The organism is Actinomadura opuntiae (assembly GCF_030283205.1).
Classification (GTDB): Bacteria; Actinomycetota; Actinomycetes; order Streptosporangiales; family Streptosporangiaceae; genus Spirillospora.
The window spans coordinates 304,439-316,999 of record NZ_JASNWF010000009.1; the positions used below are offsets into that span (position 1 = coordinate 304,439).

11 protein-coding genes are annotated in these 12,561 nt (G+C 70.3%); 4 read left to right on the forward strand and 7 right to left on the reverse strand.

Annotation, left to right across the window (positions count from 1 at the left end):
- The first annotated feature begins 295 nt into the window (after positions 1-295).
- Positions 296-1,108 (forward strand): SRPBCC family protein, encoded by an 813-nt coding sequence (locus QP089_RS21660; RefSeq protein ID WP_285913545.1) that lies wholly within the window; start codon positions 296-298, stop codon positions 1,106-1,108.
- A gap of 99 nt (positions 1,109-1,207) precedes the next feature.
- On the opposite strand, the gene QP089_RS21665 is transcribed toward QP089_RS21660, so the two are convergent.
- The gene (locus QP089_RS21665) at positions 1,208-1,846 is read right to left on the reverse strand and encodes a fasciclin domain-containing protein (protein ID WP_285913546.1); all 639 of its coding nucleotides are present in this window, start codon (positions 1,844-1,846) and stop codon (positions 1,208-1,210) included.
- Positions 1,847-1,899: 53 nt separating this feature from the next.
- Positions 1,900-3,582 carry a molybdopterin-dependent oxidoreductase gene (locus QP089_RS21670; RefSeq protein WP_353070597.1) on the reverse strand — a complete coding sequence of 561 codons (1,683 nt, stop codon included), beginning with the start codon at positions 3,580-3,582 and terminating at the stop codon, positions 1,900-1,902.
- A 99-nt stretch (positions 3,583-3,681) separates the two neighbouring features.
- Here QP089_RS21670 and sigK point away from each other — a divergent pair, with 99 nt between their 5' ends.
- A complete protein-coding gene (gene sigK, locus QP089_RS21675; protein ID WP_285913547.1) occupies positions 3,682-4,263 on the forward strand; it encodes an ECF RNA polymerase sigma factor SigK in 582 nt (193 codons plus the stop codon).
- Entirely contained in the window at positions 4,260-4,970 is a 711-nt protein-coding gene (locus QP089_RS21680) for an anti-sigma factor (RefSeq protein WP_285913548.1), read from the forward strand. The genes sigK and QP089_RS21680 overlap by 4 nt, the downstream gene beginning before the upstream one ends.
- 185 nt (positions 4,971-5,155) lie before the next feature.
- On the opposite strand, the gene QP089_RS21685 is transcribed toward QP089_RS21680, so the two are convergent.
- From QP089_RS21685 to QP089_RS21700, 4 genes are read right to left on the reverse strand one after another with little or no spacing between them, the layout of a single operon-like run.
- On the reverse strand, positions 5,156-5,629 hold the full coding sequence (locus QP089_RS21685; protein WP_285913549.1) for a hypothetical protein: 474 nt from the start codon (positions 5,627-5,629) through the stop codon (positions 5,156-5,158).
- Positions 5,626-7,800: a site-specific integrase gene (locus QP089_RS21690; RefSeq protein WP_285913551.1), complete on the reverse strand. Its 2,175-nt coding sequence runs from the start codon at positions 7,798-7,800 to the stop codon at positions 5,626-5,628. The genes QP089_RS21685 and QP089_RS21690 overlap by 4 nt, the downstream gene beginning before the upstream one ends.
- Positions 7,797-9,680 carry a hypothetical protein gene (locus QP089_RS21695; protein ID WP_285913552.1) on the reverse strand — a complete coding sequence of 628 codons (1,884 nt, stop codon included), beginning with the start codon at positions 9,678-9,680 and terminating at the stop codon, positions 7,797-7,799. The genes QP089_RS21690 and QP089_RS21695 overlap by 4 nt, the downstream gene beginning before the upstream one ends.
- The gene (locus tag QP089_RS21700; protein WP_285913553.1) at positions 9,677-11,125 is read right to left on the reverse strand and encodes a site-specific integrase; all 1,449 of its coding nucleotides are present in this window, start codon (positions 11,123-11,125) and stop codon (positions 9,677-9,679) included. Before QP089_RS21700 ends, QP089_RS21695 begins: the two co-directional genes overlap by 4 nt.
- 85 nt (positions 11,126-11,210) lie before the next feature.
- On the opposite strand from QP089_RS21700, the gene QP089_RS21705 reads away from it, so the two are divergent.
- Positions 11,211-12,110: an XRE family transcriptional regulator gene (locus QP089_RS21705; RefSeq protein WP_285913554.1), complete on the forward strand. Its 900-nt coding sequence runs from the start codon at positions 11,211-11,213 to the stop codon at positions 12,108-12,110.
- A 93-nt stretch (positions 12,111-12,203) separates the two neighbouring features.
- Here QP089_RS21705 and QP089_RS21710 read toward each other — a convergent pair whose 3' ends face one another.
- Positions 12,204-12,491, reverse strand: coding sequence for a hypothetical protein (locus QP089_RS21710; RefSeq protein ID WP_285913555.1), 288 nt, complete (start codon positions 12,489-12,491; stop codon positions 12,204-12,206).
- Positions 12,492-12,561 lie beyond the last annotated feature (70 nt).

Below are 12,561 nucleotides of genomic sequence, written 5' to 3' on the forward strand. Positions count from 1 at the left end.
GACGCATCGCACCCGTCCCTTTCGATCACAGATGGTGAGGACAGAGAAAGACCCTCCGCCTCGATGTTGATCAAGCGAGTCGGGCGTACCCCCCGCCGATGCCGACACGCGGTGGCGGCGAAAGCCTGACGCTCGTTGATCAACCTTTGACCGAGCCGGAGGGGCCATGTGTGTACTCCAGGGGGCTGCAGGCGCTTCCCACGCCCTGCCCCGCCTACCCGGGAAAGGGAGGCGTCTGCCCGCGCCAGAGGAATCGAAGATCAGGCCGCCCTTGCGGCCGACCAGTGAACACCCGATGAGGCCAGTTCTCGGCCCTGCCCACCCGAAAGAGCCGGCCGCGGGTGAGCCCGGTGAGCAGGGCGGCGAGAAGAAGGGCCTGTTCGGGCGGCTGAAGGACACCGTCGGCGGCGCCCTGAAGAAGGGCGGCGGCAAGGGCGGCGGCGGCAAGAAGGTGAAGGTCACCAACATCATCCAGCACACCGACATCGGTGCGCCGCGCCGCCTCGTCTACGACCAGTTCACGCAGTTCCAGGAATTCCCGTCCTTCATGAAGAAGGTCATCAGCGTCGACCAGGCGGACGAGGAGAAGCTGAACTGGCAGGCGAAGATCTTCTGGTCCAAGCGGACCTGGGAGGCGACGATCGTCGAGCAGGTCCCCGACGATCACATCGTCTGGCGCTCCAAGGGCGCGAAGGGCCATGTGGACGGCACGGTCAGCTTCCACGAGCTGGCTCCGAACCTGACCCGCGTCCTGGTGGTGCTGGAGTACCACCCGCAGGGCCTGTTCGAGCGGACCGGCAACATCTGGCGCGCCCAGGGCCGCCGCGTCCGGCTGGAGCTCAAGCACTTCCGCCGGCACGTGATGACCCAGTCGCTGACCCACGCCGACGAGATCGAGGGCTGGCGCGGCGAGATCCGCGACAGCGAGGTCGTCAAGACCCACGAGGACGCGCTGAAGGAGGAGGAGGAGGAGTCCTGCGAAGGCTCCGGAACCAAGAGCAGCGGCTCCTCCGGCTCGTCCAGCCCCTCGACTTCGGGGACGGGGAACGGCCGCAAGAACGGCTCGAAGGACGAGGCCAAGAAGAGGCGTGAGGAGGCGTCCCGGTAGCCGCGGTTGTTGACACGCGCGATCAGTGGGTTACCGGCCCAGCGGCCGGGTCCCAGCCCTGGCGAGCGGGGACCCGGCCGCTGCGAACGCTCCAGCCGCTTACTTCGGGGGCATCAGGACGCTGTCGATGATGTAGACGGTGGCGTTGGCGGTGTGGACGTTGCCGCAGACCACCTTGGCGTTGTCGCCGATGGTGAAGGACTCGCCGGAGCCGCTGGTCTTGAGCATCGCGCCGTTGAGCGTCTTGAAGTCGCCGTTGGACAGCCCGCTCGGCGTGATCGGCTGCCCGACGACGTGGTAGGTCAGGATGCCGGTGAGCGTCTTCTTGTCGCTCAGGACCTTGTCGAGCGTGGCCTTGGGGATCTTGTTGAACGCGTCGTTGGTGGGCGCGAACACGGTGATGTTCTTGGCCGAGTTGAGCGTGTCGACGAGCCCGGCCTTCTTCACCGCGGTGACCAGCGTCGACAGGACCGGGTTGTTGGACGCGGCGGTCGCGACGGGGTCGGCGGACATGCCGCTGAAGCTGCCCTTGCCGGACGCCGGGACGGCCGAGCAGGCGGGCCCGAACGGCTGGTCGCCGGACGGCGCGCTGCTCATGGTGGTCGCTGGGGCGGCCGAGCTCGCCGGGGCGGCGGCGGTGCCGCCGTCCTTGCCGTCGTCGTTGCTGGAGCAGGCCGCCGCTCCGGTCGCGAGAGCGGCTGCCGCCAGGACACTGGCGGCGATGCGGGTGCGATACATGGTGAACTCCTTGCGTCGAGATTTCCGATGTGCCGGTCTTGGGTGCGGGCTGGTCAGGTGACGGTGACCACCACCGAATGCCAGCCGGTCGCGCCGTCGGGGAACGGCGGTGTGCGGTGGTCGGGCTGGGTGCGGCCGGTGCCGTCGGTGGCGCGGCAGCGCAGCGTGTGGGAGCCGGGCGCGGCGTCCCACTCGCTGATCCACTGCCGCCAGGTGTCCAGGCCCGGGACGGGCGCGAGCCGCGCCTGTCTCCACGGGCCGTCGTCGACCTGCCATTCGACGGCGTCGACGCCGCGGTGCTGCGCCCAGGCGGTGCCGGCGACGGCGACCCGTCCCGCCTTCACGTTGGCGAGCGGCTTGGGAACGTCGATGCGGGAGAAGGTCTTGATGGGGGCCTGGTCGGCGTAGCCGCGTTTGGTCCAGTACGCGTGGTCGGTGGCGAACCGGGTGACCTTGAGGTCGACGACCCACTTGGTGGCCGACACGTAGCCGTACAGGCCGGGGACGACCATCCGGGCGGGGAAGCCGTGGACGATAGGGAGCGGTTCGCCGTTCATCCCGACCGCGATCAGCGCGTCCCGGCCGTCCAGGATCGTCTCGATCGGGGTGGACAGCGTCATGCCGTCGGACGAGCGGGACAGGATCTGGTCGGCGCCGGTCCGGATGCCGGCGCGGCGCAGCAGAGGCGCCAGCGGCGCGCCCAGCCAGCGGGCGTTGCCCGCCAGGTCGCCGCCGACCTGGTTGGACACGCACGACAGGGTGATGTCGCGTTCGATCAGCGCCTCGCGCAGCAGGTCGTCGAACGTCATCTCGACGGGGCGGGCGACCATGCCGTGGATCCGCAGCGTCCAGTCGCGGGGGTCGACCTGCGGCAGGGTGAGCGCGGTGTCGACCCGGTAGAAATCCCGGTTGGAGGTGCGGAACGGCGTCATCCCCGGCAGCCGAACCTGCGCGCCGGGCGGGACCGGACGCGCCGGGCTCGCGGGCTGCGGCAGCCGCAGCTTCGCGCGGACGGAGGAGACGTCGCCGCTGTGCAGCAGCACCCGCCCGGACACCCCGCCGGCCGCGGCGACGCCGATCACCCCGGCACCGGTCAGCAGCACGCGGCGGCGATCGATCCCGGTACCGGTGTCCTTGGGGCGGCTGTCCTTGGGGCGGCTGTCCTTGGGGCGGTGTTGCGGCCCGTCGGAGTCCAGGACCTCGGTTGCGCCCCCATCGGCTGGGGTAGCGGTGCCCTGGGCGGCTTGGTGTGTTACGGCGGGCTCGGGAGGCGTGATGGGAGACGGGCGGACGCCGCGCGCCAGCAGGGTCAAGGCGGCCATGCCGACGAGTGCACCGACCGCCGATGGCAGGGCGTCGACCGGCTCGGCGACCGGCCTGGTCAGTGCAGCGACGACTCCGACGGTTCCGAAGGCGGCCAGACCGATGAGGCCAAAGACCAGCCGAAGCTTGCTCACCAGTCCGATGACCAGCGCCGCGACCGTGATCCCCGCGCCCAGGCCGATCAGCAGCACCGTCTTGTCGTTGCTGCCGAAATGGCGGATCGCGAAGTCCTTGAGCCATACCGGGGTGAGGTCGATGAAGGCCGCGCCGACCGCGAACAGCGGCGAGGACGACGCCCGGCCGAGCAGCCCGGCCGCGAGCTCGGCGACGCCCATCGCGGCCGCGGCGGCCAGCAACCCGCACAGCGCGGCGGTGATCCACCGCAGTGGCCCGGTCGCTCGTTTGCCTGTCACAACCGGTGTTCGGGGCCGGACGCCTGGTGGATGGGTCGGATCATCGACGAGTTCTGGACCCATCCTCCGGGCCGCCGGTACCGAACTACCGGTGTGGAGATGAACGAACCGGCCGAAGGGTCGCGCCTGGTAACGGAAGGCCCACTCGACCTGGCCGAGCTGCTCGGCCGGGTCGCGCGCGGTGATCAGGACGCGTTCGCCCAGGTCTATGAGCGGTTGTCGGGGCCGGTCTACGGGCTGGCGCTGCGGGTCGTCCGCGATCCCGCCCAAGCCGAGGAGATCGCCCAGGACGTCCTGGTCGAGCTGTGGCGCAAAGCGTCGCACTACCGCCCCGAACGCGGCGGCGCCACCTCATGGGCGCTGATGGTGGCGCACCGCCGTGCCGTCGACCGCGTCCGTTCCAGCCAGGCCGACCGCGACCGCGAGGAGCGCACCGCCACGGCCGGGCCCGACTACGACCAGGTCGCCGAAGAGGCCGGCACCCGCCTGGAGCACCAGCAGGTCCGCCGCTGCCTGCGGGGCCTCACCGAGACCCAGCGCGAATCGATCACTCTCGCCTACTACAGCGGCTACACCTACCGCGAAGTTGCCGAACTGCTCGGCGTCGGCCTCGCCGCCGTCAAGACCCGGATGCGCGACGGACTCATCCGGCTGCGCGACTGCCTGGGAGTGCAGCCATGACCCACGACCAGCACGACCTCGCCGGCCCCTACGCCCTCGACGCCCTCACCGACACCGAACGGCGCCGCTTCGAGCGCCACCTGTCCAGCTGCACCGCCTGCGCCGAGGAGGCCGCCGGGCTCCGCGAGACCACGACCCGGCTGGCGCTCGCCGCCGCTCACCGTCCACCCGCCGAGCTGCGCGGACGCGTCATGGCCGAGATCGCCCGAACCCGCCAATCGCCGCCGCCGCTCACCCGCCGCCTCCCCTCGCCCCGCACCGGCGCCCTGCCCTGGCTCGCCGCCGCGGCCTGCCTGGTGCTGGCACTGCTCGGCGGCGGCGCCGCCTGGCGCTTCCAGCGCTCCGCCGACCACGCACAGGCCCTGAACCGGCAGGTCAGCGCAGTGATGACGGCATCGGACGCGCACACCTCGACCACCCGCTCACCGGCCGGCGCCACCGTCACCGTCGTGTCGTCGCGCTCGCTCGGCAAGGCCGTCGTCACCGCGTCCCGGCTGCCGCACCTGCCGTCCGCCCGGACGTACCAGATGTGGTGGCTCGGCCCCACCGCGCCCCGCTCCGCCGGAACGCTGGACCTGTCCAGCAAGACGCGTCCTATCGTCACTGCAGGCCTCGGCGAAGCGCAACGCTTCGGCGTCACGGTCGAACCGGCAGGCGGCTCCCCCCAGCCCACCAGCGCACCTATCATCACTCTCGCCCTCAGTTGAGCGCACCACACCAGAACGCACGCCGGAGTGATCTTCCCTGTTCCGCGGACACCCGACCCGGGTCGGCGTGATCAACTTGGGAAGGGAGTGTGCGACCACCTCACCCGCCCGGGACCCGCATCTGCCAGAGTGCGGCGGCTCCGTCCGTAAGCGCCCGTTGCGCCCGCCGGGTGGTCGCTGCGACGTCAGTCATCCGGCGACGTAGAAGGCGAGGTGTCGTGGCGGGGCTGGCGGGGGTTGATGACGGTGACGGCGCTGTGGCGGGCGGCGGACTCCGATCGTGCCTGGTCACGTTGTCGTTGCGCTTCGGCGAGGTCGTCGCTGAGTTCGTCAATGATCGCGGCGTAGGTGTTCACCAGCTCGGTCAGGCGGCGCTTGTCAGCTCGTGTAGCTGCAAGATCCGCCTCGAGCCTGCTGATGCGGTCGCGGGCGGCCTGCACCGGCGCCGGGACCTGGCCCAGCACCTTGAACTCGGCCTGGTACTGCCGCATCAGATCCGGATGTTTGTGGGTGAGGACCCAGCGTTTGACACCGGCTTCGGCCGCCAGGCCGGAGATCGTCACTTTGCCTGTCGAGCGAAGCGGGGTGCCGGCGATCAACCGGTCGGCGGCGGCCCGCAACTCGCGCTGCAGCGACTCCTGAGGCTCGGCGGCGGTCATGTGGTCGGCTTCTTTCTGGCGGTAACCTGCCCGTGCTCGGCGATGATCTGGTTGAGGTGGTCGAGCTGGCGGCGTTCGCGGTCGAGACGGATCGGCGGGCTGAGATGGTCGTCGACCAGCAGGCGCAAGCGCTCAGCCTGGCGGTGGATGTGCCGCATGTCGCGGTCCGTGCGGGCGAGGTTGCGGCAGCCGGGCCGGCAATCAGCAAGGTCGGGCGTGCCGGATGCATCGGCGGTGTCAGCATCCTGCCGCCTATCTTCCTGCATCTGGCACAGGGCCGTGGACGGATCGAACACGCATGTCATCGCCTCGCCCGGATAGATCTGCAGTGCCGGGTTGGCCAGCACGGATCTGGCCTGGCGTCCGCTGCGGATCACCCGCCCGGCGAAGCGGCCGGTTCCGCCGGTCACGCGTGCGCGGTAGGCGTCGGCGGCGGGGCCGCTGACGTGCTCACCGGCCTGGAGCCGGCGCTCGGCGTCCTCCAAGTCCTCCAGCCGGGTGAGCCATTGCTCCAAGGCCATCTCATCGGGAAACCCGGAGGCGTAGGTGCCGCTGTAGCCCAGGGTCATCTGGACGTGCAGGTGCGCATACTGCAGGGCGCAGGCGACCAGACCGCGCGGGCGGCGGCAGATGAACCACGCCAGCGTCCGGCGGAACCGCGAGGGCGTGATGGCTCCGCCGGGGTCGGCGGGGATGGTGTCGCGGCGGCCGCGGGCGCGGCAGTAGGCGTTCACCCAGTCGATGAACTCGGTGATGGTCTCGCCGATCTCGGCGGTGCTTTTGGCCCGGTCCCGGCCCGAGGGTTTCTTGCCCAGCACCACGGCCGAGAACAGCAGGTCGCTGGCGTGCATCTGTTCCAGCGCGCCGACCGCGCGGGCGACGGGCTCGGCGACCACCCATGGGTGCTCGCGGATCTGCCCTTCGGGCATCTTGGCTCCATGGCTGTCTCGGGCGCCCTTCCATTTGCGGCCGTGCATCAGCCACAGCCTGCTGGCCGGGTCGTAGTCGATGCAGCCGCGGCGCAGGCTGAGCACCTCCCCCACCCGGGCGCCCGACAGGTAGCAGATCACCACCGCGCACGCGCCGACCAGGACCCGCGTCAACTGCTCCACCTGGTGATAGTCGATCGCCTCCAGCCACGGCCGCCCACCCAGCAGCCCCGACACCGGGTGGTCAAGGTGGGCGCCGTTGACGATCGGCAGGCCGGACTGGGCGAACAGCACCCGGTGCGGGGAGATCTGCACTCCGTGGGGTGCGGTGTCCATCAACCGCGCCAGCTGCGGCCAGTCCAGTTCGATTTCCCCGCGGGGGTTGACGCGGCCCGGCAGCGGGCGGCCGCCGGCGCGCAGCCGCTCGATCAGGGCGGTGATGTCGCGGTACAGGCCGCCGTGCGGTCCCTTGCCGCTGCGATGCGGGTATCGGGTGCGGCGGTCGGCGCCGCGCTGCCCGTGGAACGGCCGTACCTCCTGCAGCGCGGCGATGATGTCGCCGGAGAAGTCCTCGGCGAACCGCAGCGCCCACGCCAGCAGCGGCTCCATCGTCTCCGCGGCGATCCGCGGCGTCCGGTTCTCGATCCGCCGCCCGCGCGGCGAACGGCCCAGCAGCGCGCGGCTGTCTTGCCCGCCCCACGGCACCGGCTCGGGCAGCCGCACCGGCGGCGGCAGCAGTTCGCGGAACACCCACATGCGGCGCACCACGTTCACGATGTCGACACGGTCGCTGTGGGAGTAGGCCGACTCCAGCAGATCGGCGACAAAGCCGTCATAGTGCGCGCTGGTGACATCGGCGAGCCGTTCCACCCCGCGGGCTTCAAGCCAGCTGAGGAAGGTCCGGACCCGGCGGGCCACCACCATGTGGCTGTACACCGCCAACCGGGTCATCCGTGCGTGCTTGAGGACCGGTGGGGTGCCGGTGTTCAGCTCCGCCCACACATAATGCTTGGCCGCCGGCACGAACGGGCGCGGCACCCGGCCGAACCCGATCGTCATCGTGGTGTAGTGGTCTTCGAAGATGGCCGGGGACAGGTTCCAGCGCGCATCCCCGAACACCGACAGCCCGGCAGGGTCGGCGTCGGGTCTCAGCCTGCGGTTGACCAGCACCGGCGTGGCCGGCCCCGGATAAGGACCGGCGGACGGATCGCTGTGCCCCGCAGGGGCCGATGAGGTGTTCACACGTGATCCAGTTCTCCGGTCAGCAGCCGTTCCACCAGCCTGCGTTCGTGGTCGGTGACGGCCGATCTCGCCTGCTGAACCGCGGCCGCCGGTGCCTGGCTGAGCAGGTCGGACAGCTGGGCGTGCGGCCGGCCGAACCGCCGCGCCCATCCCAGCGGTGCCATCTGCGCCCGTCGTTGCTCCAACGCATCCAACGCGGCTGCTTGGACCGGCAGATGCCGCGGCAGCGCTCGCGCGCACGGGCACCCCAGACATTTCAAGAACGACGCGGTACATGACGCGCCGGCAGCATCGAAGGGACTCGATGCGGGGTCGGTGCAGCCGGCGAGCACCGTGTCGGCCTCGCCACTGATCAGCCGCTGCAGCACCGCCGCGCTGACCCCATGCCGGCGGGCCTCACCCCGCGGGTCGCGCAAGGCTCGCGCGATGTCCTGCTCCGACAGGGAGGTCAGCGCGGCCACAGCCCGCGCCTTGCGGGTCTGCTCGGCCAGCACGTCGGCGACCACCCGCTGGTAGTCGCCGAACGCGGTGCTGTCACGGGCCAGGTACTGGTCGGCCAAGGTGGCGTCGGTGTGCGCGACCGGCCGCTGCTCGCGCTGCAGATGCGTCTTGCGCATCCGCGCGAAGGTCACCTCCAGCGGCTGCGGCTCTCCCGCGGCGGAGCGGTCCACCAGACCGGCGGCGGTGGCCCACTGGCCGTCGTCGAAGATCGAGGTCCGCAGCCCCACCCGGAACCCCTGGCCGGGGCGGCCCGTCACCGACCACGACACCATCAACCGGTCCGCCCCGGTGATCCGCCGCGCCGCCGCCGTCAACTCCAACAGCAGCATGTACACCCCGAACGGTGTGTGCAGCTGGTCGCGCCCCGACAACACCACCTGCCGCGACGGGGCCAGCGCCCACGCGGGCAGATCACTCAAGGCGACCGTCATGAACCGCCGCGTGCCGCGGCGGGCCTTGACCAACTCCACCACCGCGGTCGCCACCCCACCGGCGAACCCGTCGGGCCGACGGTGAGCGGCCGGCGCCTGACAGATCGAGCTGCCGTTATGGCCGGTCATCCGAACCAACAGCAAAGCACCGGCGGCGAGCTCGAACCCGCGCGGGTGCAAGGCGTGCATGAGGTCCTCACGGTTGCCGTGCCGCCCCACCCAAGGGGCCAGATACGACGAGGACCTGCTGCGCCGGGGCAGCTCACCGGTCCGGTCCACCAGATCCAGCACCCGGCAGTACTCCTCCTGGCACTCATCGGCAACGACGCTGGTGTCGCCGTTGCGCCACCGCTCCAGCAACTCGCGGTTGCCGCCGATCCGCTCCGCCGCCCCGCGCAGCACCGCCCGAGCCGCCTGCACAATCCGCCGCTCTTCCTCCTCGGGGTAGCTGCCCCGCTGGCACCCCAGCCGGCGAGGGAGGGTCGTCGGTGCGGCCAGCGCGTTGACCAACCGCGGATCCAATCCCTCCACCCGGCGCAGTACCGCCTTGAGAAGGCCGACCTCAAAGGGCAGCGCCGTCTTGGTCTTACGCTTAAGCACGTACCGGTCCAGCAGCACCGGCTGCAGATCAACCGGTGTCAGCGGCACCGGATCGCACGCGGCGACCACCTCGGCGAATCCCCGCAACACTCGAAAGACGTTGCCAGCGCTGTGCCCCGAGCCCACCGTCCCCGACGGCCCGACATGGGCGTCGAACGCCCTGGCCATCGCCACCCGCAAAGCCCGGCTCACCGGCAAGACCGCGAAGTCGAAATCACAGGTCGCACCACCGCGCTCGGGAAAGAACCGCACCCGGCACTCGTCCCCGTCGGCGAACACCCGCTGCGGCGGTTCCCAACCCGGCTGCGGCAACCCGGCCGGGCGCCCGGCCGCTCCTCGACCGGTCACCACTCCCAGGCTCCGTCTCCTGCGCGTGCTGCCAACTCCGGCTCAGCGAAGGGATCGCCAAGCACCCGCGGCTCGCCCGCGAACAGATCACCAAGCAGTGTCGACGCCGCAACCCCCTCGGCATGCGACAGCAGCAACTCCACCTCCAGCGACCGGAACGGCTCGAGATACACCGCCATCGTCGTCTGCGGATTCCGGTGCCCCAGCAAGGTCTGCACCAAGCTCCATGTGCTGCCGAACTCAGCGCGGAAATCCTTGGTCTCCTCGCCCGACAGGTGCGCCACCCGCCGCCCGTAGATCATGCGGCCCACCGCGAACCAGCGCAGCGCGAACGAATGCCGCAGCATGTGCGGCGCGCCGGCGAAACCCGCCAACCCCATCCGCGCCAGCCGCCGGTTGGCGGTCGCAAAAGTGTGATGCCACCCGTGCGGCGCCCGCGGCATCCCATCCTCATTCAGCCACACCGCAACCGGCTCCAGCCCATCCCCGCTCTCCCGGAACAGCCGACGACGTTCCCAAGGCGCGAGCGCATCAAGCGACACCGTTTTCAAGGCACCGCAGGAGCGCCTTACTTCCATCCGCCGCCGCCCCATCGCCCGCACCATCACCAGCACGTCGTCCAACCGCTCATAGCGCCCCGCAGCACGAGCCCGCCCCACGGCCCTCGCCCGCTCCCCCTCGATGTAGCTGAGCGTCTCGGCCAGCACCGACCGGGGCATCCAGTACCTGCGGCCGTATCCGCCCTTGGCGACCGCATCAGCTAACCGGCACGTCCGGTACTGCCGGGCCGGATCATCATCCGGCAACTCAACGTCCAGCACCAACGCCCACTCAGTCAACCGCAAACCCGTCCCGTACAACCCCTCGGCGAACGCCGCATCACGCTGCGGATTACGCCCCCGCCACGACGGATCATCGACCCCATCGGCGGTCAAGCCCAGCAACCCCAGATCCCGATAGCGCGCATACCCCTGCGGATCGAACCACTTCACGTCGCTGTCACGAACCGCCGCCGGCGCCGCCGCCACCTTCTCCACCCGCCCCGCACCAGGCACGTACAGGGTGCGCATGAGCACCGGCGACACCACCCCGTGCGTCCGCTCTGCCCACCCGTAGAACTGCTTCAACACGGTCAGATCGGTGTGGACCGTACCCGCGCGGACGCGCCGGTCGTTACCCGGATCCTGCAACCGCCACGACTTGAAATCCTCGACCCGCGACGGCGTGGCCTCATCCCACGCCGTATCGACACATTCCAAGAAATTCAGCCACACCCGCAAGCACGTGGCGTACTTCCTCCACGTCGACCTGGCCAACGACCGCATCTCCAGCGAGGCAAACCACCCGTTGACCCGGCGATCGGGACGGCCTGACGGCGACAGCAGGAATGGTTGGCCCTCCCGCCGTCGTCGAGCGACCCGTTGCAACGCGGCCTCCGCTCGCATGACGACCGGATCGCTCCGGACGGAGACGGGACGCCCTGCTCGGCAGTAGTACAACTCCCATGGCACCCGGCGACCCTGCCACCTGGTGCAACACGAGGCTTCGCAACACGCCGACCTGCTAGAGAAGCTCGGAATCGTCAATGACTACGGCCATCAGATCTACCGCCGACCGCTCGAGGTGCTCGTTCCGGCGCTCACCGCCGACATCATCGCGGTAGGCGAACTCCTCAAAGAGGCCCGTCCGCCGCGCGAGCAGACCGGATTGCTCCGGGCGAGCGCCGGGCTCACGGGCGTTCTGGCCGAGACGTTGGCCAAGGGCGGCGACGACCGTGCCGCCCGCCGGGCGTGGAACACGGCGCGCCGAGCGGCCGACGCGTCAGGCGACCGCGTGCTGCGCGTCTGGGTGCGCGGGAGAGCGGCACAGCACGCGGGCTGGGCGGGCAGTTCACATCAGACCCTCATGACCATGGTGAGGGACGCCGAGCAGATCGCCGGTGGTGTCCCATCCTCCGGGCTCGCGCGTGCGTACGCTGCGGGCGCCTACGGAGCCGCCTCCTACGGCGACATCGCCACGGCGCGCGCCAATCTCGACAAGCTCAAGCGCACATTCGAGCGTCTATCGCCCGGTCCTGGTGAACCGACCATCCTGGACTTCCAGGAGAGCCAGCTTCACTGGAATGAGGCGTACGTTCACGTCGTCGGCGGCGATAAACGAGCGGTGGCCACGGTCGAATACGCAGAGAAGCTCTACCCTTCCACCGCGAATGGACCGCTCGTCAATCTCCACCTCATGCGTGCCATCGACCTGATCAAGCAGGGCGAGCTGGGCGTGGGAGCGGAGGTGGCCGTCACGTCGTTGGCGGGGCAACCCCGTCCCGCCATGGCCCAGCGACAACTGGTCGGCCAGGTGCTTGAGACTCTCCCCGCGAGCGCGCGGGCGCTACCCGCCGCCAGGGAGCTGCGAAGCCTCATCTCCGCCGCCTAACCGCAGGCCGGACGGCATCATCCGGCATGCCGTCCCGCGCCAGGTGCGGCGTCTCGGACGCGGTACGAGCTGGGCTACCTCGCTCCGGGGACGTCACACGGAGTCGGACGACACCAGCGCACCGTCGACCCACACCCGGACGGCCTGCGGTCTGACACCGGCGAGCAGCAGCTTGCGCCTCTTCTCGATCACCACGGAATGCCGTTCCTCCACGCCGACCTCGAAGGTCCAGTGCTCGGCGAGGCTCAGCGAGAACAGGTGGAGCTCTTGCGTGACGGGAACGCCGTCGACGGTGATGACCAGGTGCCCCGTCCACTTGTCGAATGAGAAGGCCACCCGGTGGGTCTCCGCCTGGCCGACGTCGAACCACAAGGTGGTCATGCCGCCCCGCGGACTCGCCGGAAAATCATCGGGGCGAGGTGTCGATTTCGGGGGGTGGGGTGCGTCATTA

Coding starts and splice junctions, on each gene's coding strand:
- QP089_RS21685 (WP_285913549.1), bottom strand. CDS start 5,629: ATGACCGCCGCCGAGCCTCAGGAGTCGCTGCAGCGCGAGTTGCGGGCC.
- QP089_RS21700 (WP_285913553.1), bottom strand. CDS start 11,125: ATGCGAGCGGAGGCCGCGTTGCAACGGGTCGCTCGACGACGGCGGGAG.
- sigK (WP_285913547.1), top strand. CDS start 3,682: ATGAACGAACCGGCCGAAGGGTCGCGCCTGGTAACGGAAGGCCCACTC.
- QP089_RS21660 (WP_285913545.1), top strand. CDS start 296: ATGAGGCCAGTTCTCGGCCCTGCCCACCCGAAAGAGCCGGCCGCGGGT.
- QP089_RS21710 (WP_285913555.1), bottom strand. CDS start 12,491: ATGACCACCTTGTGGTTCGACGTCGGCCAGGCGGAGACCCACCGGGTG.
- QP089_RS21680 (WP_285913548.1), top strand. CDS start 4,260: ATGACCCACGACCAGCACGACCTCGCCGGCCCCTACGCCCTCGACGCC.
- QP089_RS21665 (WP_285913546.1), bottom strand. CDS start 1,846: ATGTATCGCACCCGCATCGCCGCCAGTGTCCTGGCGGCAGCCGCTCTC.